Source organism: Nonomuraea sp. NPDC026600 (assembly GCF_040638335.1).
Classification (GTDB): domain Bacteria; phylum Actinomycetota; class Actinomycetes; order Streptosporangiales; family Streptosporangiaceae; genus Nonomuraea.
The window spans coordinates 128,786-155,175 of the sequence record NZ_JBEZYD010000012.1 but is presented as its reverse complement, the minus strand read 5'-3'; the positions used below and the strand labels follow the sequence as shown (position 1 = coordinate 155,175).

The 26,390-nt window shown below is 70.7% G+C and carries 23 protein-coding genes; 11 read left to right on the top strand and 12 right to left on the bottom strand.

Annotated features, from left to right (window positions below):
• Positions 1–25: 25 nt before the first annotated feature.
• Both AB0F17_RS27635 and AB0F17_RS27630 read right to left on the bottom strand, forming a co-directional pair.
• On the bottom strand, positions 26–1,315 hold the full coding sequence (locus AB0F17_RS27635; protein WP_358028242.1) for an MFS transporter: 1,290 nt from the start codon (positions 1,313–1,315) through the stop codon (positions 26–28).
• 138 nt (positions 1,316–1,453) lie between these two features.
• Complete coding sequence (locus tag AB0F17_RS27630; protein WP_358028239.1) at positions 1,454–2,269, bottom strand: MOSC N-terminal beta barrel domain-containing protein; 816 nt, start codon at positions 2,267–2,269, stop codon at positions 1,454–1,456.
• Positions 2,270–2,392: 123 nt separating this feature from the next.
• Here AB0F17_RS27630 and AB0F17_RS27625 point away from each other — a divergent pair, with 123 nt between their 5' ends.
• The gene (locus tag AB0F17_RS27625) at positions 2,393–3,175 is read left to right on the top strand and encodes an alpha/beta fold hydrolase (RefSeq protein ID WP_358028237.1); all 783 of its coding nucleotides are present in this window, start codon (positions 2,393–2,395) and stop codon (positions 3,173–3,175) included.
• A gap of 77 nt (positions 3,176–3,252) precedes the next feature.
• Here AB0F17_RS27625 and AB0F17_RS27620 read toward each other — a convergent pair whose 3' ends face one another.
• The 4 genes from AB0F17_RS27620 to AB0F17_RS27605 form a co-directional block, all read right to left on the bottom strand.
• Positions 3,253–5,625, bottom strand: a complete 2,373-nt coding sequence (locus tag AB0F17_RS27620) for a protein kinase (protein ID WP_358028515.1) — start codon at positions 5,623–5,625, stop codon at positions 3,253–3,255.
• Positions 5,626–5,875: 250 nt separating this feature from the next.
• On the bottom strand, positions 5,876–7,258 hold the full coding sequence (locus tag AB0F17_RS27615; RefSeq protein ID WP_358028235.1) for a DUF1116 domain-containing protein: 1,383 nt from the start codon (positions 7,256–7,258) through the stop codon (positions 5,876–5,878).
• Entirely contained in the window at positions 7,255–8,640 is a 1,386-nt protein-coding gene (locus AB0F17_RS27610; RefSeq protein WP_358028232.1) for an FdrA family protein, read from the bottom strand. The genes AB0F17_RS27615 and AB0F17_RS27610 overlap by 4 nt, the downstream gene beginning before the upstream one ends.
• Positions 8,637–9,533: a DUF2877 domain-containing protein gene (locus AB0F17_RS27605; protein ID WP_358028229.1), complete on the bottom strand. Its 897-nt coding sequence runs from the start codon at positions 9,531–9,533 to the stop codon at positions 8,637–8,639. The genes AB0F17_RS27610 and AB0F17_RS27605 overlap by 4 nt, the downstream gene beginning before the upstream one ends.
• 131 nt (positions 9,534–9,664) lie before the next feature.
• Between AB0F17_RS27605 and AB0F17_RS27600 the strand changes: the two genes are divergently transcribed.
• From AB0F17_RS27600 to AB0F17_RS27560, 9 genes are all read left to right on the top strand, one after another.
• Complete coding sequence (locus AB0F17_RS27600; RefSeq protein WP_358028227.1) at positions 9,665–11,311, top strand: PucR family transcriptional regulator ligand-binding domain-containing protein; 1,647 nt, start codon at positions 9,665–9,667, stop codon at positions 11,309–11,311.
• An 11-nt stretch (positions 11,312–11,322) separates the two neighbouring features.
• Positions 11,323–11,526: an RNA-binding S4 domain-containing protein gene (locus tag AB0F17_RS27595; protein ID WP_358028224.1), complete on the top strand. Its 204-nt coding sequence runs from the start codon at positions 11,323–11,325 to the stop codon at positions 11,524–11,526.
• Between the two features lie 140 nt (positions 11,527–11,666).
• Positions 11,667–12,317, top strand: coding sequence for an NYN domain-containing protein (locus AB0F17_RS27590; RefSeq protein ID WP_358028222.1), 651 nt, complete (start codon positions 11,667–11,669; stop codon positions 12,315–12,317).
• Positions 12,318–12,512: 195 nt separating this feature from the next.
• Positions 12,513–13,883, top strand: coding sequence for a solute carrier family 23 protein (locus AB0F17_RS27585; RefSeq protein WP_358028219.1), 1,371 nt, complete (start codon positions 12,513–12,515; stop codon positions 13,881–13,883).
• Positions 13,880–14,761, top strand: coding sequence for an FAD binding domain-containing protein (locus tag AB0F17_RS27580; protein WP_358028217.1), 882 nt, complete (start codon positions 13,880–13,882; stop codon positions 14,759–14,761). The genes AB0F17_RS27585 and AB0F17_RS27580 overlap by 4 nt, the downstream gene beginning before the upstream one ends.
• 12 nt (positions 14,762–14,773) lie before the next feature.
• Positions 14,774–15,250: a (2Fe-2S)-binding protein gene (locus AB0F17_RS27575; RefSeq protein ID WP_358028214.1), complete on the top strand. Its 477-nt coding sequence runs from the start codon at positions 14,774–14,776 to the stop codon at positions 15,248–15,250.
• A gap of 2 nt (positions 15,251–15,252) precedes the next feature.
• Complete coding sequence (cutA, locus tag AB0F17_RS27570) at positions 15,253–17,631, top strand: aerobic carbon-monoxide dehydrogenase large subunit (protein WP_358028211.1); 2,379 nt, start codon at positions 15,253–15,255, stop codon at positions 17,629–17,631.
• A 27-nt stretch (positions 17,632–17,658) separates the two neighbouring features.
• A complete protein-coding gene (locus tag AB0F17_RS27565; protein ID WP_358028208.1) occupies positions 17,659–18,708 on the top strand; it encodes a leucine-rich repeat domain-containing protein in 1,050 nt (349 codons plus the stop codon).
• Positions 18,709–18,768: 60 nt separating this feature from the next.
• Positions 18,769–19,224 carry a hypothetical protein gene (locus tag AB0F17_RS27560; protein ID WP_358028206.1) on the top strand — a complete coding sequence of 152 codons (456 nt, stop codon included), beginning with the start codon at positions 18,769–18,771 and terminating at the stop codon, positions 19,222–19,224.
• A 44-nt stretch (positions 19,225–19,268) separates the two neighbouring features.
• Here AB0F17_RS27560 and AB0F17_RS27555 read toward each other — a convergent pair whose 3' ends face one another.
• From AB0F17_RS27555 to AB0F17_RS27530, 6 genes are all read right to left on the bottom strand, one after another.
• Positions 19,269–20,207, bottom strand: a complete 939-nt coding sequence (locus AB0F17_RS27555; RefSeq protein WP_358028204.1) for a hypothetical protein — start codon at positions 20,205–20,207, stop codon at positions 19,269–19,271.
• A complete protein-coding gene (locus AB0F17_RS27550; RefSeq protein WP_358028202.1) occupies positions 20,204–21,586 on the bottom strand; it encodes a PQQ-dependent sugar dehydrogenase in 1,383 nt (460 codons plus the stop codon). Before AB0F17_RS27550 ends, AB0F17_RS27555 begins: the two co-directional genes overlap by 4 nt.
• 106 nt (positions 21,587–21,692) lie before the next feature.
• Complete coding sequence (locus AB0F17_RS27545) at positions 21,693–22,430, bottom strand: hypothetical protein (protein WP_358028200.1); 738 nt, start codon at positions 22,428–22,430, stop codon at positions 21,693–21,695.
• A gap of 48 nt (positions 22,431–22,478) precedes the next feature.
• Complete coding sequence (locus AB0F17_RS27540; protein WP_358028197.1) at positions 22,479–23,261, bottom strand: ABC transporter ATP-binding protein; 783 nt, start codon at positions 23,259–23,261, stop codon at positions 22,479–22,481.
• Between the two features lie 2 nt (positions 23,262–23,263).
• Complete coding sequence (locus AB0F17_RS27535) at positions 23,264–24,286, bottom strand: ABC transporter substrate-binding protein (protein WP_358028195.1); 1,023 nt, start codon at positions 24,284–24,286, stop codon at positions 23,264–23,266.
• Between the two features lie 7 nt (positions 24,287–24,293).
• Complete coding sequence (locus AB0F17_RS27530) at positions 24,294–25,133, bottom strand: ABC transporter permease (protein ID WP_358028193.1); 840 nt, start codon at positions 25,131–25,133, stop codon at positions 24,294–24,296.
• A 135-nt stretch (positions 25,134–25,268) separates the two neighbouring features.
• Between AB0F17_RS27530 and AB0F17_RS27525 the strand changes: the two genes are divergently transcribed.
• The gene (locus tag AB0F17_RS27525; protein ID WP_358028191.1) at positions 25,269–26,294 is read left to right on the top strand and encodes a LacI family DNA-binding transcriptional regulator; all 1,026 of its coding nucleotides are present in this window, start codon (positions 25,269–25,271) and stop codon (positions 26,292–26,294) included.
• Positions 26,295–26,390: the final 96 nt, after the last annotated feature.

Below are 26,390 nucleotides of genomic sequence, written 5' to 3'. Positions count from 1 at the left end.
CGTCATGTGGTGACCTCTCTGGACGTCAGGTCGCGGCTGTCAGCGGGTCGTTGCTCGCGCGGTGCCAGGTGATCGCCAGCCAGCCTCCGGCCAGTGCCACCATCACGCCCACCACTAGCCCGAGCACCCCGTAGGACAGCCCGCCCACGATCGCGCCCGCGACGATCGTGCCGGTGGCGCCGCACACGTTCATCAGCAGGTCGGACAGGCCCTGCACGGCGGGACGGCTCCCGACCGGCACCGACTCGGAGACCAGCGCCGACCCCGCAACCAGGCCGCACGACCAGCCGAGGCCGAGCAGGACCAGCGCGGTCGTCACCTGCCAGACGCGGTGCCCGGCCGTACCCGCCAGAACGGCGGCGCTGAGCAGCAACCCCATGCCGAGCAGCAGCACCGGCACCTTGCCCGCCTTGTCGGCCAGCCAGCCCACCACCGGCGACATGACGTACATCCCGGCGATGTGCAGGCTGATCACCAGGCCGATGACGTCCAGGTTCGAGCCGTCGTGGTGGAGTTTGACCGGGGTCATCGACATGACCGACACCATCGCGGTGTGGCTGATCGCGATCATGACCAGGGCCTTGCGGGCCATGGGGGTGGTGCGCAGGGTCGTCCACGCGTTCCTGATCGTCCGGTTCCGGCCGGGGGCGGGGGGCTGCGTGCCGTTCAGCTCGCGGGCCAGTTTGAGCGGGTCCGGGCGCAGGCCCACCAGGATGATGAGCATCGCCAGCGCGAACGCCAGCGCCGCGAACGCGAACGGCCCGGCCTTCTCCACCAGGCCCGCGGACATGCCGATCTGGTCGGCGGGCCTGGCCAGGTTCGGGCCGGCGACGGAGCCGATGGTGGCCGCCCAGACGACCAGGGACAGGTGCCGGGCGGCGTGCCCCGACGGTGACAGGTCGGTCGCCGAGTAGCGAGCCGCCAGGTTGCCCGCGCTGCCGCCGCCCACCAGGACCAGCCCGGCCAGCAGCAGCGGCCAGTTGCGGAGGCTGATGGCGCCGACCGACAACGCGCAGCCCGCCAGCGCGGCCGCGTACGCCAGCGTCAGGCCCGCCCGCCGGCCTCCCCGGCCGGACGCCTTGGCGGTCGGCAGCGCCAGCAGGGCCGCGCCGAGGACGGTCGCGGTGCCCGCGAAGCCGCTGATCACGGTGGAGCCGGAGAGATCGTCGACGACGACCGAACTCAGGGCCAGACCGACGGCGACGCCTACACCACCCACTATTTGCGCGGCGGACAGGATCGCGAGAGTGCGCCTCTGGACGACCCGGATCCGGTCAGGGGACGAAATATGGGGCTTAATAGGGGCGCTGGTCACTTGTGAAGTCTCGCATAGCCCCCGAGACGCCCCCAAAGGCCCAAATCACCCCAGGTGGCGGTATTCAACCATTTGCGGGATGCTTTCGGGTGCTCGATCGCCTGTCGCCTGGGGTGCCGCCCTGATTCGCTGCCAGGCCTAAAGGATCGATACCGGATCGCCCTGTGCGATCCGGCCCGGTGCCTCCGGGATGAGGTTCCTGCCGAACCAGACCTTGCCGTCCCACCGGCGGTGCTTGGCCAGGGTGCGGATGGGCTCCTTGCCCTTGGTGTAGGTGCGGGTGTCGACGGTGGTCAGCACGCATCGGTCGCAGCTCTTGATCACCCGGAACTCCGTGTCGCCGATGCGGATCCGCTTCCAGCCGTCCTCGGCGAAGGCGGCCTCCGCGCCGTCCACGACCACGTTCGGCCGGAACCGGCTCATGGGCAGCGGCTCGGGCAGCTCCTCGCCGCGCTCGACCGCCGTCTCCGCGATCCAGTCGTTGAGCTGTGCCAGCGATGCCGTGTACGTGAGCAGCAGCGGGTACGCGTCGGCCAGGCTGACCCGGTCGTCCGGCCGGCCGTACTCGGGATTGACCGGACGGCGGGTCGGGTCGTCCAGCCAGGCCAGCCGGGCGGGGCGGTCGATCAGCGCGGTCAGCCACGCGGCGGCGTCGTCACCGCAGTCGGTCAGCTCCACCGGCGTGGTCCGCACGTTGACCAAGGAACGCGTGGAGGTGGGGATGACCCGCAGCGGCGCGGCGTGCGGGCCGGTGAGCGTGAGCGTGTCACCGTCCAGCTCCGGCAGGCACATCAGCAACCGGGGGATATCACGGGCCGTCAGCATCTCGCCGCGCTCGTCGAGGACGAGGTAGCGCCGGTCACCGGCCAGGCCCCAAGGCTGGACCTCGGCCTCTCGTACGTCGTGTCCGCTCGTCGACTTGACGGGATAAAAGTGGATGCTCGCCAGCTTCATGCGGCCGACGGTACCCGACGCCCACCTGCGGCGGGGTCCGGCGATTCGCCGGGGGTCGAGGCGTCGGGGGCGGGTCGTCGGGCGGCTGTTAGCGTTCTGATCGTTCCGAGAGAGGAGAGCGCTATGAGAGCTGCCACACCTGGGGTGACATTCGACAGTGACGGGGTGCCGTTGTTGGGAGTGCTGCACCTGCCGGCGGGCGAGGGGCCGCATCCGGTGGTGGTGCTGCTGCACGGTTTTCCCGGCAATGAGCGCAACTTCGATCTCGCTCAGGCGCTGCGCCGGGCCGGGTACGCCAGCCTGGTCTTCCACTACCGGGGATCCTGGGGAGTCGGCGGGGACTGGTCGTGGGGGAACGGCCTGGCGGACGCGGCGCGGGTGGTGGCGGCCGTGCGGGAGAAGGCGTTCGCGGTGGAGCACCGGCTCGACCCGGAGCGGGTCGCCGTGGTCGGACATAGTTTCGGGGGGTTCGTCGCACTCATGACGGCCGCCGCTGATCCGGGCATCGCGGCCACCGTGTCGGTGTCCGCCTTCGACTTCGGTACGGTCTCCCGCGGGCTCGACGCCGAGGGGCGGCGGGAGTACGTCGAGGCGTTCGACGGCGAGCTGCTCCCGCTCACCGGCACCAGCGGTGCGGCGCTGGTGGCCGAGCTGGAGGCCGCGGGGGAGCGATGGAGCCTGGCCTCGCTGGCGCCCGCGTTCGCCGGACGCCCGGTGATGCTCATCGGGACCGGACTCGACCCCGTGACGCCCGCCGAAGTGCACCACCGGCCGCTGGTGCCCGCGTATGCGGGGGCGGCGCTCGAACACCATGAATGGGCCACCGACCACGCCCTGTCCGACCACCGCGCCGAACTGGCCACGACGGTCCGCGACTTCCTCGACCGCGCCCTCGGCGCGCGGTGACCGTTCGGACCTCTGCCGCTCAGATCTTGGCCGCGTGACGCACCCACCCACCCGCGCTCATGGCGCGGTGGGGGGTGTCAGGTGGTCTGGCGGAAGGTGCTGAAGAAGACCTTGCGGGTTTCGGCCTGGTCGTCCCACTTGAGCTCGGGCATGGTGAAGATGATCTTGAAGGCGTTGCTGTCGTCCATCGTGACGTACCGGGTCAGGGCGTGCATGGGGACGCCGTTGGCCAGCGTGTAGGTGTACTCCCAGTCGGCCGCCTTCCAGTCGCGATACCGCGTCGCCTGGAGCTGTACCTGGATGTAACCGTCGACGCGGCCGTCCGCCTCCTCGCGGGTCAGTTCCGCCAGGCCGCCGTCCGGCTGCGGGGTCGCCTGCTCGACTCGGGCCGTCATGCCCGAGTCCTTGGGGCCGGTGAACGTGGCGTCGCCGCCTGACGCGGTCAGCTTCCAGCCGTTGGGTACGGCGGCGGAGAAGCCGGGCGGGGTCTGCTCGCTGAAGCCGTCGGGCACCGTCGCCGTCAGGGGGTCGTCGGCGGCGGGCGGCGACGCGCTGGCGATCGCCGTGCTCGCCACCGGTGCGGGCGTGCCATCCATGCGGACGAACAGGACGACGGCCACGATCACGCCGAGTCCCGCGATGGCGGTGACGATCAGGCGCAGGGTGGGGCGGCCGTCGCGGAGCCAGCCGCCGTCCTCGTCCTCGACTCTGCGCCTGCTCTTGGTCAGGCGTTGCGAGGCGGTGGGCAGGCTGGCCAGACGGTTGTGGGTCAGGTCGCGCGACAGGTCGATGGACTGGTCGCGCAGGTGGTCGGACGAGGCCAGGGGCCAGGGGGCGGCGCGGCTGTCACTGGTCAGGGGCAGGATCGGCTGCGGTCCCGACGGGCCGAAGGGGTCGTCGCGCGATTCCCGGGACTCCGAGGCGCGGCGCGGGCCCGACGGGCCGCCGAACGGTGTGCTGTCGGGCACCCGGTGCGATCCCGATGGGCTGCCGAACGAAGGCGGCGCACCGGACGTCGACGAAGGCGGCGCTCCGAGCGGCCCGCCGGACGCGAAGCCCGGTGACGACGGTGGCCCCCCTGGCGGAAAGCCCGGCGACGACGGTTGCCCGCCTGACGCGTAGTCCTGCGACGGGAAGCCCTGCGATGCGTAGTCCTGCGAGGGGAAGCCCTGCGACGCGTAGTCCTGTGACGCGAAGCCTTGGGACGCGTAGTCCTGCGAGGCGAAGTCCTGCGAGGCGAAGCCCTGGGACGGGAAGTCCCGCGACGGGTGCTCGCTCGGCGGTCCTGATTGGCCGCTGGTGAAAGGGCGTACCACTGATGGCCCGGCCGGGTCGCTCAGCGACGGGTGCGCGCCGCTCTGCCCGGGGCCGGCCTCCGGTACCCGGTGCGACCCCGACGGGCTGGTGAACGCGTCGAACCCGTCCGCCCGGGGCAGCGCGTCCGTGCGGTGGCTGGCGGACGGGCTGGACATCCCGTCGTACGGCATGGAGTACCCGCCCGACGGGCTGTTCAGCGGGTCGTACGGCACTCGTACCGGCCCCGAGGGCGTCTCCACGATCCGTGACGGCATCGGCCCGGACGGCGGGTCCAGCGGCGGCAGCAACTCGGCCGGCGTCGAGTCCGACTGCGTCGGCAGGGACCGCGCGGACTCGGCGGGGCGCGGGCGGACCGAGCCGTGCGCGTGCAGGACCCGTTCCAGCATGTCGGTGACCTGTTCGGCGGTGAAACGTTCGGCCGGGTTCTTGCGCAGCAGGCCCTCGATCACCGGTGCCAGCGCGCCCGCCCGCTGCGGCGTGACCGGTTCCTGCGTGAGGACCGCGCCCAGCACCGCGATCGGGTCCGGCCCCTCGTACGGCGGGCGCCCCTCGACCGCGGCGTACATCGTCGCCCCGAACGACCACAGGTCGGCCGCCTGGGTGATCGACTGCCCGGACAGCCGTTCCGGCGGGATGTAGGCGGGCGACCCCATGAGCAGCCCGGTCTGCGTGATGGTGACGTCGCCCTCGATCGCGGCGATGCCGAAGTCTGTCAGGACCACGCGGTCCGCGGTGAGCAGGACGTTGCCCGGCTTGATGTCACGGTGCAGGATCCCGGCCGCGTGCGCGTGCCTGACCGCGTCGAGCACCCGGATGCCGATCTCCGCGGCCTGGATCACCGGGAGCGGTCCGCTCTGCCGGACCGCCTGTTCGAGGGACCAGGCCCGGACCAGCTCCATGACGATCCACGGCCGGCCGTCCTCCTCGACCACGTCGTGCACGGTCACGATGCCCGGGTGGGTCAGCCGCGCGGCGGACCTGGCCTCGCGCAGCACGCGCCGGTGGGCCACTTGCCTGCCCGTCTGGTCGAGCCCGTACGGCAGGATCAGCTCCTTGACAGCCACGTCGCGGGCGAGCAGCACGTCATGCGCGTGCCACACGATCCCCATGCCGCCTCGGCCGACCGGTGACATCAACCGGTAACGCCTGCCGATCAGACGACCCTGGCTCTGTGAAGCGTTTCCCTCCGCACCGGGGCCGCTGAGCAAGCGGTCGGCTGCCATGTTCCCGCCCCAATCTCCAGCCTCATCGGTCACAAGCGTCGCGCCGCCATACTTCCAGATTATGAGCGTTGGCCACGATATAGGCAGGTCATTGCCAAGGGAAACCCAACTCGCTTCTTACTCATGCCTTGACGTGCGGAAATATCATCCATCAAATGGATCAGTCAGCGCAGTCGGCCAGTGCCATCAATGCGCTGGTGAATGCCTCTACGGGCGGTTTCACCAGGCCCGCGCCGACCTGGCCGGTGCCCGCCACGCGGCCCGCGATACCCGTGTTGACGACGGGCAGCACACCGGTCCTTGCCACCAGCGTGAGGTCGATGCCGACCGGCGTGCCGCGAAATCCGAGCCCCGGAATCTGATAGGCGGGATGCTCGGCCAGCGTGATCTCGTACATGGACCGGGTCGCCGCCACCGCGTCCGCCACCTCGCCGCCGACGAAGCGGACGATGGCCGGGGACGCCGCCATCGCGAACCCGCCCAGGCCGGACGTCTCGGTGATCGTGGAATCGCCGATGTCCGGGTTGGCGTCGGCAGGGCCGTACGCGCCGAGGTAGAGCCCGTCCGGTACGCCCGCCGGACCGGTGAACCACCGATCGCCCAGCCCCGAGACCTGCACCCCGAAATCGGTGCCGTTGCGGGCCATGGCGACGACCATCGAGGAGCCCGGCACGTCCCTGGCCGCGTCGGTGCTCACCTTGCCCGCGGCCATGGCGGCGTTCAGGAAGAAGTGGTCGTTGCCGTTGACGAAGCGCAGCACCTCGGCGGCGCTGCCGGCCGCGGCCTCGACCACCCACGGGGCCAGCTCGCGCAGGAGCAGCGAGGTGGCCGCGCGGTTGCGGTTGTGCAGCTCGTCGCCCATCTGCAGCGCCTGCGCGATCAGCGCGCGCAGGTCGATCGGCCCGCTCAGCTCGATCGCCGCCGAAAGGACGGGCCCGAGCACCCGGTCCATCCACTGCAGCCGGTCGAGCACCTCGGGCCCGTACGCGCCGTAACGCAGCACCTTGCCCAGGCCCTCGTTGAGCGAGCAGTACGCCGTGCCGCCGTGCTCGGTGTCGAGCACCTCCAGCATCCACATCGACGGGCTCACCACGCCCGCCATCGGGCCGACCGTCGCGTGCCGATGGCAGGGCTCCAGGCGCACCCGCCCGGAGGCGAGCAGGTGCTCGGCCGCCGGCACGTCGTGGGCGTACTCCTCGAGCAGCATCGCGCCGATCAGCGCCCCGCGCATCGGGCCCGACGCGCGCTCCCAGTCGATGGGCGGGCCCGCGTGCAGGAACATCAGATCCGGCAGGGCGAGCACCTCCGACGCCCGTCGTACGCCGACGAGCTGGGGACGGGCCGAGGTCAGGCGGCCGACGGCGCGTTCGTTGGCCGCGGGCAGGCGCGGGTCGGCGAGCACCCGGGCGAGCGCGTCCGCGGTGCCGGGCAGGGGCGGGCGCCACGCGACGGCGGTCGTGGGCACGGCCTGCGCGTCGAGCGATTCCTGGAGGAGACCCGCGCCGACGGTGATCACGTGGGGCGGGCCGGAGAGCAGGGTCATAGGAGGTTCCTGGCGTGCCGGGCGGCTTGGGCGTTGGACGTGAAGACGGTCGCGCCCGCCTCGCGGAATGCGGCGGCCTGCCGGTGCAGGCCCTGCGGGTCGCCCTCGGTGCCGATGAGCGCGACGATGACGGTGGCGGCCCCGTGCCCGGTCGCGTGGCTGGGGGCGTGATGGGCGGTGCGGGCGGTGACGTGGGCGATGGCCGAGGCGAGCGAGGCCGCCGGATCGGGGTCGGCGCCGTGGCCGAGCACGACGTCCATCAGGATCACGTCGCCCGGCTCCACCTGGGCGAGCGCCTCCAGGCGCAGCGTCGGGTCGATCATCGGATGGGCGCGCCCCCGGGTGTAGGCGTCGTCGCCGTAGTCGGTGAACTCGCCCGCCCCGGCGATCAGGCTCGCCTCGGCGCAGAGCGTGCCGCCCGAGTAGATGCCCTTGAGCTTCGTGTACGTCGACGTGGGCGACCAGCCGGGCCACGACTCCCATGCGGGGACCGGCCTGCCGAGGGCGCGCAGCGCCTCCTCCGCCGCCACCGTAAGGTCGCGCTCCCCGAGCAGCGCGGAGACGACCCGCGTACGCAGCGTCTCCACCACCTCCCGTACGGCCCGCGCCACCGCCGGGTCGGGCGGCTTGGAGACGAGCACTATCAGCTCGGTGGCCGGGTCGTCGTCCAGCATGCGCAGCGCCCGCATCGTCGACAGGCCGCCCACCTCGGCCGACAGGTCCCTGCCGCCCACGCCGAGCACGTGGCTCACCCCGGCCCCCGCCTGGTCGAGCAGGGACGTCACCTGCTGGGCGCCGGTGCCGGAGGCCGCGACGACGCCGACCGGGCCCGGCCTGAGCACGTTGGCGAAGCCCAGCCCGGCGCCGGCGATCACGGCGGTGCCGCAGTCGGGGCCCATGACCAGCACGTCACGCTCCTCGGCCAGCAGCTTGAGCCGCCGCTCCTGGGCGACCGGGACGCCGTCGCTGAAGATCATCACGGGCAGGCCCGCGTGGACCGCGTCGAGCGCCTCGCAGAAGGCGTGCTCGCCGGGGACCGACACCAGCACCAGGTCGGCCGGGGTCCTGGCGGCCGAGCGGGTGGTGAGCGGGGGCTGGTCGGCCGCCTGGGTCCGGGAGGCGGAAAGCCGGGCCAGGACCTGGTCGAGCTCGCCGGCGGCGGTGTCCACACCGTCGCCGCGCAGGGCGACGAGCAGGTCGCCCGGGTCGGCGGGGGGCAGGTCGAAGCCCAGGTCGCGGGCCAGGCCGAGGTTCAGTTCCGTGGCCATGGCGACGATGGCCACCTGCATGCCGGGCAGGTCCGACAGCGAGCGGCTCACCCGCATGAGGGTGACCGAGTCGTGGTAGACGCCCTTGCGGAGCAGCACCGCGTCGCGGGTCATCCGAGCACGCTCACCGGGGTTCCGATCCCGCTTTCGGTCGGACTCGGGGATTCGGTCATGGCAAGGATGGAGTTCAGGCCGATGGAGATGCCCTGGAGCAGATCGGATCCGGAGGTGTGGCCGAGCCGCCGCAGCCGCCGCTGCGCCGGTTCGAGCTCCTGCCGCCCGGCGATGCCGCGCAGCACGGCGATCACCTCGGGGCTCGCCTCGCCTCTGGCCGCGCAGTGCAGGAGCGTCGCCGAGATCGGCGTCGTACGGGCGCGGGCGTCGTAGGTCACGGTCGCGGCCAGCCAGTCCGCCAGCCACACCGCCCGGTCCGCCCCGGCCGCCGCGCCGAGGTGCCTGAGCGTCACCAGCAGCCCGGCGAGCACGTCGTCCCCGCTCGGCGTCAGCCCCGGACCGAGGCCGACCAGTTGCTCGGCCGCCGTCACCACGCCCAGCAACCGGCCGCTCGCGCAGCTGGTGGCCAGGAGTTCGATGGCGGCGTTGCCCGCCAGTCCCGGCTCGCCGGGGGCCAGGAGAGGGGCGGCCTGCCTGAGCCGTACCGGATCGACCTGACCGAGCGGCGGCGCGGGATCCCACCAGCGGCGTGCCCGCAGGCTCAGCCGCCCCAGCTCGATGGAACCGTCGCCCACGGCGGCCTCGTCACCCACGGTGAGGTGCGGCAGGTCGGCGGCCAGCAGCACGGAGTTGGGCAGCCGGGTCGCCGCGCCCGTGATGACGGCGATCACGGACGGCTCAAGATCAGTCCTGACCTCCACGTACACCCCGGCGGGGAAGACGGCCAGCACGCGCGCGGGCCGTCGCGGCGCCTCCAGCACAGGGCGTACCGCCGCGCTGGCCGCCCCTGTCACATGGGTACGCGGGCGCCTCGCATGAGTACCGACGGTCACCGAACCTCCCTACCGAACCTGGACCTGACCGTAGAACGTCTCGGACAACCCTCCGTACGGAGAAATTTGCCAACAGTCAGCGGGAAGGTTGGCTCTTCCTGACAGACCGCTTCTGGGGTCACAATCTCCCCATGGAGCCCCCAGTCCGACTCGCCAGCACGGGCACGATCACCCACGGCGTGTCCGTGGGCGAGGTGCTCGGCGTTTCGACCCTCGCGGACGCCCGCCTGATCGCGGGCGAGAGCGGGCTGGGCCGCATCGTGCAGCGCCTCAACGTCATGGAGGTGCCGGACATCCTGGCCTGGGTGAAACCGCACGAGTTGCTGCTGACCACCGGCTACCCGCTGCGCAACACCCCGCAGTCGCTCGGCCGCCTGGTGGCCGACCTCGACGAGCGCAAACTGGCGGCGCTGGCCATCAAACTCGGCAGGTACGTGGACAAACTGCCCGACGAGATGGTGGAGCAGGCCGACCGGCTCGGGTTCCCGCTCATCATCCTGCCGAACGACGTCGGCTTCGACGACATCCTGAACCAGGTGCTGACCGACATCCTCAACCGGCAGGCCGCCGTGCTGGCCCGCGCTGAGGAGGCGCACCGGGCGCTGGTACAGGTGGTGCTGGCCGGCGGCGGGCTCGACGAGGTGACCGCCGAGGTGGCGGCGCTGCTCGACGTCGCGGTGGCGGCGGTGGACGGCGGCGGGCGGGTGCTCGCCACGGCCGGGCCGGCCGACCACGTGACCCTCCTGTGGGAGTCGATCGCGCACGAGGGACCGCCGCTCATCCCCGCCCCCGCCTCGGGCCGGACCCCTTCCGGCACGCCCGCTTCCGGTACGGCCGGCCGCACCCGGGCGTTCGCCTCTGTGCCCGTCGTCGCGGGCGGCCACCACCACGGCCGCATCGTCGCCTACAGCCCGGCCGGGACGATCCGGGACAGCGACGTCGGCATCCTGGAGCGCGCCGCGACCGTCGCCGCCCTCGTCGTCACCAGGCAGGAGGCGGTCAACGCCGTCGAGAGCAAGTACCGGGCGGACTTCCTGCGCGACGTCCTCACCGGCCGGGCGGGCACGGCCGAGCGCGTCACGGCGCGGGCCAGGGCGTTCGGCTGGGACCTGGAACGGCCGGTCACCGTGCTCGTCGCCGAGCTCGACCCGGACGGCGACGAGCGCGCCACCCAGGACCGCCTCGTCGCGTGCTGGGTGGCGGCGATGCGCCGCCACGACCCCCAGGGCGCGGTCGCGGGCTTCTCGCACGAGGTGGTGGCGGTGCTGGACGCCACGGTGGACGCCGCCAGGGTGGCCAAGGACGCCGCCTCCGCGTTCGCCGACGTGCCGCCCGCCACGTTCTCGACCGGCACCTCCCGCCCGTCGCCCGGCGCCGAACTGCTGCCCGAGGCGTACTCGCAGGCACTGAAGGCGGCCCGCGTCGGCCGCCAGCTCCACGGCCCCGGCGCGGTGGCCCACTTCGACCAGCTGGGCGTCTATCGGCTGCTGTCGCTGGTGAACGACACGGAGGAGCTGCACGCGTTCGTCCGCGAGACGCTGGGACCGCTGGCCCTCGACAACGACGCCGAGAATGCCGACCTGCGCCGCACCTTGCAGGTGCTCCTGGAGACGAACCTCAACGTGGCGGAGACGGCCAGGCGGCTGCACTTCCACTACAACACGCTGCGCTACCGCATCGGCAAGCTGGAGCGCCTGCTCGGCAACTTCACCGACGACCCGCACCTGCGCCTCAACCTGACACTGGCCCTGCACGTGCTGCGCATGCGGGGCATCTAGGCTGAGTGGTCGTGGACTTCGAACTGCGCTCCGAGTACATCCCGCTGTGTGACCTGCTGAAGTACTGCGGGGTCACGGAGACGGGCGGCATGGCCAAACACCTGATCGCCGAAGGGCTCGTGTCGGTGGACGGGGAGGTGGAGCTCCGCAAGACGTGCAAGATCCGGGCGGGGCAGGTGGTGACGGGGGACGGGTTCTCGATCCAGGTGCACTGAAGTCACGGGAAGTCACCGCGAGATTACTTGCTGTTTACTATCCTCGAACATGAGAGTGAAAAAAGAAACGGCCCCCGTCGCCGGGGGCCGTAGAGCCCGGGAACGTAGCCCCGGGGGTGGTGACTCCATGTTAGGGCGTGATGGCGATGGGCGACAAGTCGAATCTGGAATTCGACCGCGTCGGCGTGTATATCGATGGCTTCAACCTGTACTACGGCTTGCGCGAGCTCGCGGGACGGAGACTCTTGTGGCTGGACCTCTGGTCGATGTCCGTTGCTCTCCTCCGACCTGGGCAGCGTCTCGTCTCGGTCCGCTACTTCACCGCCGCTATCCGCGACGACCCGCCCGCGATGGCGCGTCAGGGGGCGTACATGGCGGCCGTGGCGAGCCAAGGCGTGGAGGTGGTCATGGGGAGATATCAGGAGCAGGTGATGCGGTGTCGCAGTTGCGGAGCGAGCCGGCGGACGTACACGGAGAAGCAGTCCGACGTCGCGCTCGCCACGGCGATGGTGGGCGATGTGGCGACCAGCCAGGTCGATGTGGTGCTGCTGGTGTCCGCAGACTCTGATCTCTGTGCCGCCATCCACGGGATCCGGCGACTCGATGAGAGGCGAGGCAGGAAGACCAAGGTCGTTGCCGTGTTCCCTCCTGAAAGGAGGTCCAATCACCTGCGGAAGGTGAGCGATGCGTGGTTCCCCATCGGTGCGGCCGTCGTGCGGCGCTCCCAGTTCCCCGACGTGGTGCATGGCCGCGACGGCGCCGTCTACCACCGCCCGCCGCACTGGAACTGACCGCTCACCGAACCCCCCGAAGGTAGTGCGCAACCACACCTCTGGTCAGGAAAGCGAATTTGGCAGATCATGCCCGTGTACGAGCACGCTCACGGGCCTAATGTGCCCGCAACGGCAGCACGAATCTCAGGCGGGATGCAGAAGGAGCCTGCGGGGCGGCACTGGAAGCGGCAGCCCGGGTGAAGAGGGGCTCACATGGTTTTCGGTTGGACCAAACACGGCGACGGCAAGCACCTGGCTCCCGGTGAGATCGTCCGGCCCGACGAGCGGCTGACCTGGCCGCGCATGATCGGGTTCGGCGCGCAGCACGTGATCGCGATGTTCGGCGCGACGTTCGTGTTCCCGCTGGTGATGGGGCTGGACCCCAATGTCGCGATCATGATGTCGGGCGTGGCCACGATCCTGTTCCTGCTGATCGTGAAGGGCAGGATACCCAGCTACCTGGGCACCAGCGCCTCGTTCGTGGGCGGGGTGTTCGCCATCAGGGCGATCTTCGGCGGCGACACCGCGGGCGCCGACGCCATCGTGACCGGCGCGATCCTGGTCGTCGGGTTGGTGCTCGCGCTGGCCGGGGTGGCCGTGCACTTCCTCGGGGTGCAGATCATCCACCGGATCTTCCCGCCGATCGTCACCGGCGCGGTGGTCATGCTGATCGGGTTCGGGCTGGCGTACGTGGTGGCGGACGTCTACTGGCCGCAGGACCAGTGGATGGCGCTGATCACGATGCTGGTGACGTTCGTGGTCGTGGTGGCGTTCAAGGGTTTCATCGGGCGGATCGGCATCCTCATCGGCCTGATCGTCGGGTACGCAGTGTCCTGGGTCGCCGACCAGCTCTTCGGCCAGGTCCCGGCCTACACCGACGGCGCGATCAAGATCGCCCCGCACCTGCGCGTCGACTTCTCCAAGCTCGGTGAGGCGCCATGGGTGGGCCTGCCGTCGTTTCATCTGCCAGACTTCAAGTTCTCGGCCGTGCTGCTCGTGCTGCCCGCGGTGATCGCGCTGATCGCGGAGAACATCGGTCATGTCAAGGCCGTGGGAGAGATGACGCGGACCGACGTCGATCCGTACGTCGGCCGCGCCATCGCCGCCGACGGCATCGCCACCGTGGTGACCAGCGCCGTCGGTGGCTCGCCCACCACCACCTACGCCGAGAACATCGGCGTCATGGCCGCCACCAAGGTCTACTCCACCGCCGCCTACTACATCGCCGGCCTCATCGCCATCCTGTTCGGGCTCAGCCCGAAGTTCGGCGCGCTGGTCTCCGCCACGCCCTCTGGCGTACTGGGCGGTGTGACCGTCATCCTGTACGGCATGATCGGCCTTCTCGGCGCCAAGATCTGGATCGAGAACCGGGTGGACTTCGCCGACCCGGTCAACATGGTCCCCATCGGCGCGGGCATCATCCTGGCGATCGGACCGGTGAAGCAACTGATCAGCGGCGACTTCCGGCTGGAGGGCATCGCGTTGGGCACCATCGTCGTCGTGGGCGGCTATCACCTACTGCGGGCCATCGCCGGACCCGCCCCGGGCAGCGGCCCGGCCCCCCTGGGGAGCGACGCCGGGTGAAGCCGCCGCCGTTCGAGCACCACGCGCCGCGCGACCTCGGCGAGGCCCTCGACGTCCTCGCCGAGGTGGGCCCGCACGGCAAGGTGCTCGCGGGCGGCCAGAGCCTGATCCCCATGCTCAACATGCGGCTGGCGGCGCCCGAGCACCTGGTCGACATCAACCGCATCGCATCGCTGGCCACCGTCGACCCGTCCACGGAAGGCGTCACCGTGGGCGCGCTGGCCAGGCACTCCCAGGTGGAGCGGCTGGCCGGGCATCCGCTGCTGCGGCAGGCGCTCCGGCTGGTCGCCCACCCGGTGATCCGCAACCGGGGCACGGTGGTGGGCAGTCTGGTGCACGCCGACCCGGCCGCCGAGCTCCCCGCCGTGCTGGCCCTCCTCGGCGGGTCGGTGCGGCTGGCCCGCCTGGAGGGTCTGCGCGAGGTGGCGGCCGCCGAGTTCTTCGTCGGGCCGATGGAGTCGGCCGTCCAGCCGGGTGAGCTGGCCGTCTCCGCATATTTCCCGGCGCTTCCGCCGAGGTCCGGCACGGCGTTCCGTGAGGTGGCCAGGAGGCACGGTGACTACGCCCTGGCCGGGGTGTGCGCGATGGTCACGCTGGACGACGACCTGCGCATCACCGCCGCCCGGGTGGCCTGCGTCAGCGTCGGCCCGGTGCCGGTCGTCGTGGACGTGGGCGGGCTGTGCGAGCGCCGTCCCGCCTCGGCCGTCGACTGGGCCGCCGTGGCGCAGGCCGTACGAGCGGAGACCGAGCCGGAAGGCGACATCCACGCGAGCGCCGCGTACCGCCTGCAGCTGGTCGGCGTCCTCGCCGAGCAGGCGCTGAAGGACGCGGCCCGTGAGGCGGCGCGACCGTGGGGTAGCGATTCAGCAGGGACATGAAGGGAGGCCGGTTTGGAGCACGAGATCACGCTGGTGGTGAACGGCGCCGCGCGGCGGGTGCGGGTGCCCGGGCGGCGGCTGCTGTCCGACTGCCTGCGTCACGACCTCGGGCTGACCGGCACCCACGTGGGCTGCGAGCACGGCGTGTGCGGATGCTGCACGGTGCTGCTGGACGGCGAGCCGGTGCGGTCGTGCCTGACGTTCGCGGTGACCGTGGACGGGCACGAGATCACCACGGTGGAGGGGCTGGCCGGGGCGGACGGGATGTCGGCGGTGCAGCGGGCGTTCGCGGAGTGCCACGGGCTGCAGTGCGGCTTCTGCACACCCGGCTTCCTCTGTACGGTGACCGCGCTGCTGCGGGACAACCCGGCGCCCACCGACGAGGAGGTGGTCGAAGGCCTGTCCGGCAACCTGTGCCGCTGCACCGGCTACCAGAACATCGTCAAGGCCGTCCACCGGGCGGCGGAACTCATCGCCGAGGAGACCTAGGGATGACCACCAGGCTGTTCGGGGAGGCGGTCCAGCGCCGGGAGGACCCCAGGCTGCTCACCGGCGGCGGCCGGTACCTCGACGACCTGGGCTCCGGCGCGCTGGAGGCGGCGTTCGTGCGGTCGCCGCACGCCCACGCCCGCATCCGCGACATCGACGTGAGCGCCGCGCTCGACGTCGACGGCCTGGTCGCGATCTACACCTGGGAGGACCTGCCCGAGCGGGTGGGCCGCCCCCTGCCGCTGCTGATCCCGCATCCCGCGCTCACCCACGGCCGCACCGCCTACCCGCTGGCCAGGGACGTCGTCCGGCACGTGGGCGAGCCGGTGGTGATGGTCGTGGCGAAGGACCGCTACCTGGCCGAGGACGCGTGCGGGCTGATCGAGGTCGACTACGAGCCGCTCAAGCCGGTGGTGGGCCTGGAGGAGGCGGTCCAGGGCGCGCAGCTCGTGCATGAGGACGTACCGGGCAACGTGGGCGCTCACCTGGTGCAGGAGGTGCCGAGCCGGACGGGCCGGAGCGCCCGCGAGGCCATCGAGGCGTCGCCGCACACGCTGGCCTTCCGGCTCGACATCGAGCGCAGCGCGAGCATGCCGCTGGAGGGCCGCGGCGTGTACGCCCGATGGGACGGCTCCGACCTGCGCGTCTACACCAGCACTCAGACCTCGACCAGCGTCCGCATGGCCGTCGCCGCCGCCCTGGGCCTGCCCCTGCCGCACGTCGAGGTGATCGCGCCCGACGTGGGCGGCGGGTTCGGGGTGAAGATCGTGCACCCGTGGCCGGAGGAGATCCTGGTGCCGTGGGCGGCGATGCGCCTCGGCCAGGAGGTCAAGTGGACCGAGGACCGGCGCGAGCACTTCATCTCCTCGGCGCACGAGCGGGGCCAGGTGCAGCACGTCAGGGTCGGGTTCGACGACGACGGGGTGGTCAACGGGCTGGACGTGACGATCCTGCACGATCACGGCGCCTACACGCCGTACGGGATCATCGTCCCGATCATCACCTCGACGCAGTTGCTCGGGCCGTACCGGATCGGTGCCTATCGGGTCGAGTTCTCCGCCGTCTACACCAACACCGTGCAGGTCACCCCGTACCGGGGGGCGGGACGGCCGCAGGCCGTGTTCTGCATGGAGCGGACGATGGACAAGATCGCCCGCTACCTGGGCAAGGACCGCACCGAGGTGCGCGCGGCGAACTTCATCGGGCCCGACGAGTTCCCCTACGACCAGGGCCTGATCTTCCAGGACGGCCGCCCGCTGATCTACGACAGTGGCGACTATCCCGCGATGCTCCGCATGCTCAAGGAGCTCATCGGCTGGGACGACTTCGAGCCCGCCGAGCACCGGGGCATCGGCATCGGCTGCTACGTCGAGGGCACCGGCGTCGGCCCGTACGAGGGCGGCCACGTCCAGATCACCTCCGACGGCCGCGTACACGTCTCTACCGGGCTCACCTCGCAGGGGCAGGGGCACGAGACCGTGTTCGCCCAGATCGCCGCCACCGAGCTCGGTGTGCCCATCGAGCGGATCTCGGTCGTCACGGGCGACACGCGCAGGTTCGGGTACGCGGTGGGCACGTTCGCCTCCCGCGCGGCGGTGATGAGCGGCAACGCCATCGCGCTGGCCTGCCGCAAGGTGCGCGAGAAGGCGCTGCGCATCGCCGCCGAGGCGCTGGAGGCCGACCCGGGCGACCTGGAGATCGCCGACGGCCTGGTGCACGTGGTGGGCACCCCGTCCGCCTCGATCCCGCTGTCCACGGTCGCGGTCCTGGCCAACCCGCTGCGGTACGCCTTCGACGAGGAGACGGCCAAGGCGACCCAGTTCTCCGGCACCTCCTCGCCCGACAAACCGCCGGTGGCCGAGGGTGACGAGCCGGGGCTGGAGGGGCGCGACTACTACTCGCCGATCAGGTCCACGTTCGCGGCCGGGATGCACGCCGCCATCGTCGAGACCGACCCGCTGACCGCCGAGATCAAGGTCCTGCGGTACGCGGTCGTGCACGACTGCGGCCGGCTGATCAACCCGATGATCGTGGAGGGGCAGATCCACGGGGGAGTCGCCCAGGGCATCGGCGGCGCCCTGTACGAGCGGATGGTGTACGACGGGCACGGGCAACTGCTCAACGCCTCGTTCATGGACTTCCTCATGCCGTACGTCACCGAGATCCCGCACATCGAGACCGCCCACCTGGAGACGCCGTCGCCGCTCAACCCGCTCGGCATCAAGGGCGCGGGGGAGGCCGGGGTGATCCCGGTCTCGGCGGTGATCGCGGGGGCGATCGAGGACGCGGAGGGCATCGAGATCGACCGGATGCCGATCTCGCCGTCCGAGCTGTTCGACCTCAGGAACCTCGCCGGGCAGGACACTCAGCCCGATACGTGAGCCGGACCCCGTGCGATGATCGGCGCCGTGACGATCCATGACGAACTGCGCGCACCCGGCGCGGGTCTGACCACGTTCCCCGGCTCGGCCGCCGAACTCGGCGAGGTGCGGCTGATCGACCTGGCCTGGAACGAGCTCGCCGAGGTGCCCGCGTGGCTGGGCGGCCTGACGTCGCTGGCCGAACTCCGGCTCGACGGCAACCGCCTGAGCTCGCTGCCGAGCCTGGCCGGGCTCACCGCGCTGCGGGCGCTGCACCTCGACGGCAACCGGCTGACCGAGGTGCCCGGGTGCCCGCCGTCCCTCGAGACACTCTCCCTGTACGGCAACGCCATCGAGACGCTGCCCACGCGGCTCGCCGGCGGGCTGCGGCACCTGGCGGCGGGCGGCAACCGGCTGACCGGCGTCCCCGGCGCGCTGTGGAAGCTGACCCGGCTCGAATCGCTCAACCTGGCCGAGAACGCGCTCACCGACGTGCCCGCCGCGATCGGCGGCCTGACCCGGCTGCGCATGCTCGACCTCGGGCACAACCAGCTCACCGCGATCCCGCCGGAGATCGGCGACCTGGACCTGACCGACTACCTCTACCTGAGCGACAACCGGTTCACCGAGGTACCCGCCGCGATCGGCCGGCTCGACCGGCTCGCCTACCTCAACGTGACCGACAACCGGCTGACCGGCCTGCCAGAAGCGCTCGGCGGCATGGCGTCGCTGGTCGAGCTGCGCCTCTACAACAACCGGCTGGCGGAGCTGCCCGCCTCCATCGGCGGCCTGGGCCGGCTGCGCGAGCTGCACCTGCAGGGCAACCGGCTAGCCGCGCTGCCTGCCTTGATCGGCGAGCTCGGCGAGCTACGCGTGCTCGACCTGCGCAACAACCAGTTGCGCTCGCTCCCCGGCGCGGTCGCGGGGCTGGCCCGGCTCACGCATCTGGACCTCCGTAACAACCGGCTCAGGACGCTGCCCGAGAGCCTCGGCGAGCTGCCCGCGCTGGAGAAGCTCGACCTGCGCTGGAACAAACTCGACGGCGAACCGGACGCGCTGCGCCGCCTGGCCGAGCGCGGCTGCGTCGTCTTGCGGTGAATCTCGGTTTTATCGCAAACGAAAGTGAACCGGCCCTATGAGGGTTGCGTATCTCGGCACATGACGACATTTCCACGTCTGGCTGCTTCTGTACTGCTGGTCGGGCTCGCCGCCGGCTGTACGAACGCCAGCGGCGCCGTAGGAGCGGGCGAGAGCGCTGCGAACGCTGGGGGCGAAGCCATCGTGCAGAAGCCCGCTGTGGCCGACAACAACGTATACACCGTCGAGCAACTGTCGGAGAAGGTGGGCTGCAAGCCGAAGATCCAGGTGGACGCCAAGGAACTTCGTACGGGCTTCTGCAAGACCCAGGACGGCGAGTTCTTCGTGAACACGTTCGCCACCCAGGCCGGTAAGGACGTCTGGATGGACACCGCGCCGGAATACAACCCGCACCTGGTCGGAAACCGGTGGACCGTGCTGTCCAGCCGCAAGGTGCTTGATCTGATAAAGGAGCGTCTCCACGGTGAGCTCCATCTCAAGGACCACAGGACCAAACAGATGCAGACTGGCGGCTGACGGAGGGCTGGGAAGGCGGTGGGAGTCCTCCCAGCCCCAGTCGGTCAGCCTCGGGTCGCCAGCTTGTACTGGGCCCAGATCTCGATGGGCGCGGCGGCCCTGTCGAGGAACATCAGGTCGTCCATCCGGCAGTTACACGGGTTGTTCTCTCTGGTGTTCTGCGGGTAGCTTCCGCCGATCTTGATGCCTCGGGGGTCGGTGGCCGAGGTCAGATCGGGTTCGGGCGCCCCCTCCACGGCCCACGGGTCGCCGGTGAGGGTGTAGAAGCCGTCGAGCGGGTGGCCGTTCTTGTACAGCTTCATCGTGGTGTCGTCGTAGTCGAACGTGGCCGCGAGGAAGACCCATTCGTTCAGCGGGAGCACGCTCTGCCAGGGCTCGCTCGCGGCGAACGTCTGGGAGCTGCCGCCGTCGACGCGCCTGCCCAGCGCGACCACGCGCAGTTCCCCGTTGACCGTGATGAGTTCGAGCAGGGCCCGCACGTCGTGGCCCTGGGAGTTGCCGCTGAGCACCCCGGCCAGCCCGATCGCTCCGTACTGGTCGGCCGGGTTCTCGGTGTTGGAGTTGGGGCTGGGGTTCTGGCCGGTCATCTTGAACCAGCCCATGACGGTGGCGCCCTTGACGGCGTTGAAGGCACGCAGGGTGGGCACTCCGGTCTCGGAGTAGACCCCGGCCTTCCAGTCGTCGTTGCCCGTCGTGGCGGGGTTCACCTGCTGGAGCTGGATGGCGTTCCCGCTGCCCCGGTGGGCGTTGTCGGCCACGCGCATGGCGGCGCCGCCATTGATCAGCGTGATGTTCGTCCCCGACCTGCCCTGGTCGCGCTCCTGCGCGGGGTCCCCGGGGACCGGGTGTTCGAAGTCGTAGGCGGCGACGAGGTTGTGGCGCAGCGTGGGCAGCACGCCGGGCCGGTCGTGGGCGGCGGCCGGGGTGGCGACCGTCGCCGTCAGCACGAGAGCCAGCACCGGGGCCAGATACCGGTGTCTCATGGCGTCGCCGTCGTCAAGCAGGCGCCGGTGACCTTCCAGATCTTGCCGTTGGCCTTGGACAGCAGGTAGAGCTCGCCCGCGGCGTCCCGGCTCAGGCGCAGGTCCACCCGGGCGTCCCCGGCCAGGTCGCGCATGGTGACCGCGGTGCCGGCCGCGTTCACCAGCTTGGGCTGGTACATCGTGGCGCGCGCGGCGCCCTGCTTCATCTGACTGGCGATCGTGAAGAAGACGCGGCCGTCGACGATGTCGCCGAACAGGTACTTGCCGTAGAGCAGGGGCAGCCGCGAGCCGCGGTAGACGAATCCACCGGCCACCGCGTGACCGCTGTCGGCCGTGCAGGAGTGTCCGGGCGGCGGGTCGTGGTCGTAGGCCGCGACCGGGTAGGTGTAGCCGAGCGTCGCGTCGTCGTCGGGCAGCGTGTAGAGGTGGCAGCGGTCGGCCTTGTTGAACACGAAGGATCCCTCGCGCTCGCTCCAGCCCAGGTTGTTACCGGCCTTGACCTCGTAGATCGCCTCGATGGCGTGCTCGCCGATGTGGCCGAGGAACAGCCTGTTGCCCTGCGGGTCCCAGCTGAACCGGTGCGGGTCGCGCATGCCGTACGCGTAGATCTCGCCGATCGCGCCCGCCTTGGTGACGAACGGGTTGTTCGCCGGGATGCCGTACTTGCCGTTGGCCGCGTTCGTGCCCAGCGGGTCGATGCGCAGCAGCTTGCCCTGCGGGATGGCCAGGTTCTGCGGGTCGTCGCTCGACACGCCCCGGCCGCCGTCGCCCGCCGCGATGTAGAGCTGGCCGTAGTCGGCGTCCCTGCGCCGCGCGAACGGGTTGAAGTCGATCTGCTGGATGCCGTGGACCTGGCCGTTGAAGCCGAGCCTGAGCACCTCTCTGCGGGTGCCGCTGAAGGTGTCGGCCTTCGGGTTCGTGGCCGTCCACTCGGTGAGCACGCCGTGGAACTTGGTGTCGGGCTGAGGGGTCAGGTCCGGCGTCTTGGTGGTGAGCGCCGCTCCCCATTCGGTGTGTGCGGTGTAGAACTTCCCGTTACGGGCGAAGTCCGGGTGGAAGGCGACGTACCCGAACCCGGAGCCCAGGCCGCGGCCGGAGAGGAAGTCCGGCGCGAACGTGGCGCCGACGTCGAGGTACTCCTGCGGCTGGCCGTTCTTCAGCAGGTACAGCTTGCCGTTGAGGTCGTTGACGAACTGGCGGTGCGACCCGTCGGGGATCTCGCCGATGTTGTTGATCCTGGCCCAGCGCATCAGCCGCTGGTCGGTGGGCGCGGGGGTCGGCTCGGTCTTGGGGAAGGCGGCGTACTCGGTCAGCGTCAGCGTGAGACCGGACGCGGTGGGATTCTCCGGAATGGGATCGTCGATCGGGGTCGAATCCATCGCGGCTGCCGGCGGGGCCCATAACGCGGTCGCCAGTATTGCGGCGAAGAGGTATCGGAGGGATTTCGGCATTCCTGTGCACCACCTGAGGGTTGTTGGGAGTTGTTCAGTTGGTCTTGCAGGCCGCGGTGCCCGTGACGGTCAGGCCGCGCACCCTGCCGATGTTGTCGAACGAGCCGAAGCCGACCCGGCCCGAGGTGAAGGTGTGGTCCGTGGCCGTCATCAGCGGCGTGGCCGAGCCGTCGACGAAGACCGAGATGCGGCCGGTGTCGGTGCAGAACCGGACGCGGACCTTGTGCCACTGCTCGTCGGTGACCGCGGGAGGCGCGCCGACCTGCCCGTTCCACTGGTCGTCGATGCGCAGCCGGTCGGCGTTGTTCACCACGAAGATGCCGTTGTGCGGGTAGATGGTGTTGTCCTGGGAGAGGTGGGTGTAATAGAACTCCGTGTCCGAGCGGTAGCCGAACACGATGATCACGTCGCGGTTGCTGACGCTGGTCGGGGTGTCGAGGCGTACTTCGGCGTCGATCTGCACCGAGTCGAAGGCCGGGCCCTTCTCGAGCACGGCGTACTCGAAGGGACGGCGCGGGCCCGGACGCGCCTCACCCGCTTCGGCCAGGATCACCTGGTCGCCCGGGAACTGCCACTTCGCCGGGGTCACCGGCGCCCAACTGGCGGCGGCGTTGGTGTTGCGGACGACCGTACGGCCTCTGCCGCACTCGGCTGTGGCTCCCGCCTGGCCGGTCGCCGGCTGATCTGCGGCGGTCGCGTGAGCGGTGGGCGCGATGAACTGGGCCAGGATCAGCACCAGGCCGAGCGCGCATAGGCGGATGAACGTGGGCATCGGAATCCTCTCAGTGGGGGGAGGGGCGGATCCGAGCGGCCGGAGCGGTCAGTCGCTGTGGCTGGCGGCCCCCAGCAGATCGCGGATGTGGCTGGTCGCGGCGGCGAACGCGGGCTGGGACATGGTCGCCGCGTAGTCACGCACCCGCGGCAGCGCCACGTCGATGACCTCGGCGATCGTGCCGGGCCGCGGCGTCATGACGACCACCCGGTTGCCGAGGTAGACCGCCTCGGCGATGGAGTGCGTGACCAGCAGGACCGTGGTCTCGGTCTCGTGCCAGATGCGGTGCAGCTCGACGTTCATCTGCTCCCGGGTCAGCGCGTCGAGCGCGCCGAACGGCTCGTCCATGAGCAGCACCGGCGGCCGGTGCAGCAGCGCGCGGCAGAGCGCCACCCGCTGCTGCATCCCGCCGGACAGCTCGTGCGGCAAGGAGTCCTCGAAGCCCGTCAGCCCGGTCATGGCGATCAGCTCGCCGGCCCGGGCGGCCGCCTCCTTCTGCGGCATGCCGCGCATCTCGGCCTGCAGCAGGATGTTCTTGCGCGCAGTACGCCACTCCAGCAGGGCGGCGCGCTGGAAGACGTACCCGACGTCGTGACGCGGGCCGCCGACGGTGCCGCCGAGCAGCCGCACCGCGCCCGCTGACGGCTTGAGCAGCCCGGACACCAGCTTGAGCAGCGTCGACTTGCCGCACCCCGACGGGCCCACGATGGACACGAACTCGCCGGGGCGGACGTCCATCGACACGTTCTCCAGCGCGAGCACGTCGCGCTTCTTCGCCCGGAACCGCACCGCCACCTTGTCGATCTCGACGGCGGGGGCCTGTTGCGTCACGGTCATCCCTTCGGCGCCACGCTGGAGTCCCAGTAGGCGCTGGGCGCCTGCGGGTTGGAGACCAGGCCGGCCTTGGCGAACGTGTCGATCGTCTTCTGCCAGTCGGCCTCGGTGTTGACACCCGGCGCCTGCCCCTGGGTGGCGTCCGTGTGCAGCAGCGTGGTCGTGGTCTTGAACTGGTCGAGCAGCACCTGCGCCGGGGGCAACTGCTCCGAGGCGCCCTTCATGGCGTCCACCGCGGCCTGCTGGTCCTTCTCCGCCGTGGCCCACGCCTCGCTGGTGGCCGCGACCATCCGCTTGGCCAGGTCGGCCTTGCTCTGCAGGAAGCTGGCGGAGGTGAGCAGGCCGTTGCTGTAGTAGTTCAGGCCGAACTCCGAGAAGCGCAGGTACGCCACCGGCTTGCCGGCCTTGTTCTGCATGGTCGGGCCCTGGTCGGAGGCGTAGCCGAGCAGCGCGTCCGTCTGCCCCGACATGACCGCCGCGATCTTGCCGGCCGGGTCGGTGTTCTGCATCTTGACGTCGGCGTCGGTCATCCCGTTGGCCTTGAGGAACACCGGGAACGTCTTGGTGAGCGCGTCACCGGCCGTCGAGGCGATCGTCTTGCCCTTCAGGTCCGCCGGCTTGGTGATGTTCTTCTCCTGGAAGAACTGCACCGAGGCCGGGGTCGTCTGCAGGAAGACGCCCAGGCTCTTCACCGGCACGCCCTGGCTCACCCCGCCGAGCAGCGCGGGGGTGTCGGCCCACCCGAAGTCCGTCTGGCCGGCACCGGTGGCCTGCACGGTCTTCTGGGAGCCCTGCCCGGCCTGGATCGTCAGGTCGATGCCGTGCTTCTCGAAGATGCCCTTGGACTTGCCGTAGTAGAACGGCGCGTGCTCGCCGTACGGGTACCAGTTGAGCGTGAGCGTGACCTTGTCGAGCTGCTTGCCCGACGAGCTGGTGGTCTTCTCGCCGCCACCGGAGCCGCACGCGGTGGCGAACAGGAGCAGGGCCGAGGCTAAGGCGGCGATCAGCGTGCGTGTCTTCATGGCTTCCTCAGTAGGTCACGGTTACGGCGTCACCGCGGCGGCTGGCGTGCCAGGGCAGCAGCAGCCGTTCGGCGAACTCGACGGCGACGAAGAGCACGACGCCGAGGAATGACATGACAAGGAGTCCCGCGAACAGCATGGGCGTGTCGATGTTGCCGTTGGCCTGCAGGATGACCGAGCCGAGCCCGTCGTTGCCGCCGACGAACTCGCCCACGACCGCCCCGGTGACCGCGAGCGTCACGGCGACCTTCAACCCGGAGAACAGGAACGGCAGGGAGGCGGGAAATCTGATCTTGACGAAGGTCTTCGCCGGGCTCGCGCCCATGGTCGAAGCCAGCTGGAGCATCTCCGGATCCACCGACTTCAGGCCGGTGACCATGGAGATGACGACGGGGAAGAACGCGATCAGCACGGCGACCACGATCCTCGGGGTCAGCCCGAACCCCAGCCAGACCACGAACAGCGGAGCGATCGCGATCTTCGGGACGACCTGCGCGAACAGCAGCAGCGGATAAAGCGTCTTCTCGACCTCCGCCGAGGCCACCATCAGCACGGCCGCGGCGATGCCGACGACGACGGCGATCGCGAAGCCGAGCACCGTCTCATAGCCGGTCACCAGCGTGTGGTGACCGAGATAGCCGGCCTTGTCGGCCATCACCTGGAGGGTGGTCCCGGGTGACGGTACGAGATATCTGGGCACGATCTCGAACTCGGTGATCGCCCACCAGATCGCATAGCAGGCGGCGAGCAGGGCGAGTGGCCGCCAAGAGCGGTCCACCAGTTCCACGACGCGGTCGCGCGAGCTCGGGCTCTCGCGCCGCATGATCCCATCAACGGTCTGTACCACGATCGAAGGTCTCCCTTCACCGCGTGCCATCAGGCCATATGCGAGAAAGCGCTATCTGAAAGCGCTTTCCTGCGGTACGCTAACCCGGTACGGCCGAGGGGTCAAGGTCGTGAACTTCCTGTTACAGGAGGGCGAGTGGCCGATCGTGCTCACGTCACCCTGCAGGATGTGGCGACGGCCGCCGGAGTCTCCCTCGCCACCGCCTCACGCGTCCTCAACGGCACCGCCAAGGTCCGCGAAGACCTGCGCGACCGGGTCGAGGCCGCCGCCTCCGAGCTCGCGTACACACCCAACGCCCACGCCCAGGCCCTCGTCCGGGCCTCCAACGAGACCGTCGGCGTGATCTGCCACGACGTCAGCGACCCCTACTTCTCCGGCATCGCCAGGGGCGTCATGCGCGCCGCCGCGCAGCGCGACCTGCTGGTGATGCTGGCCAGCACGTTCCGCGACAGCGCGCGCGAGGTGGCCTACGTCTCGATGCTGCGCGCCCAGCGGGCCCGCGCGATCCTGCTGATCGGCTCCGGCTTCGAGGATCGGCGGTGGGAGCGGGCCATGGGCGTCGAACTGCGGCCCTATCTGAACGCCGGCGGCCGGGTGGCGGTGGTCAGCCGGCACCGCAGCCTGCGCGTGGACACCGTACTGCCGGAGAACCGCGCGGGCGCCGCCGCCCTGGCCAGGGCCTTGCTGGCGCTCGGGCACCGGCGCTTCGCCGTACTGTCCGGGCCGCCTGGCCTCAGTACGGTCGTGGACCGGGTCGGCGGCTTCCGCGACGCGCTGGCGGCGGCCGGGGTGTCGGCCGGCCAGGTCGTGGAGGGGCCGTTCAGCCGCGAGGGCGGCTACGCCGGGGCGTCCGCCCTTTTGGACCGGGGGCTTGATGCCACGTGCCTGTTCGCCGCCACCGACGTGATGGCGGTGGGGGCGCTGGCCGCGTTGCGGGAGCGGGGGGTGCGGGTGCCGGATGATGTGTCGCTGGCGGGGTTCGACGACATTCCCGTGGTACGCGACCTGACGCCGCCGCTGACCACGGTGGCGCTGCCGTTGGAGGAGATGGGGGAGCGGGTGATCGCCCTCGCTCTGCGGGATGGGGGTCGGGGGCGACGGCGGATCGAACGGATCGCGGGCCGGGTCATTCTCCGCGCCAGCACCACCGGCCCTCCCTAAAGGCCCTCCGCTTCGCTCCGGACGCTCTCCCAGGCGGGCTGACGCCTGCCCCCTGAAGGGCCTCACTACGCTCGGACTGCCTTCCTGAACGCTTCG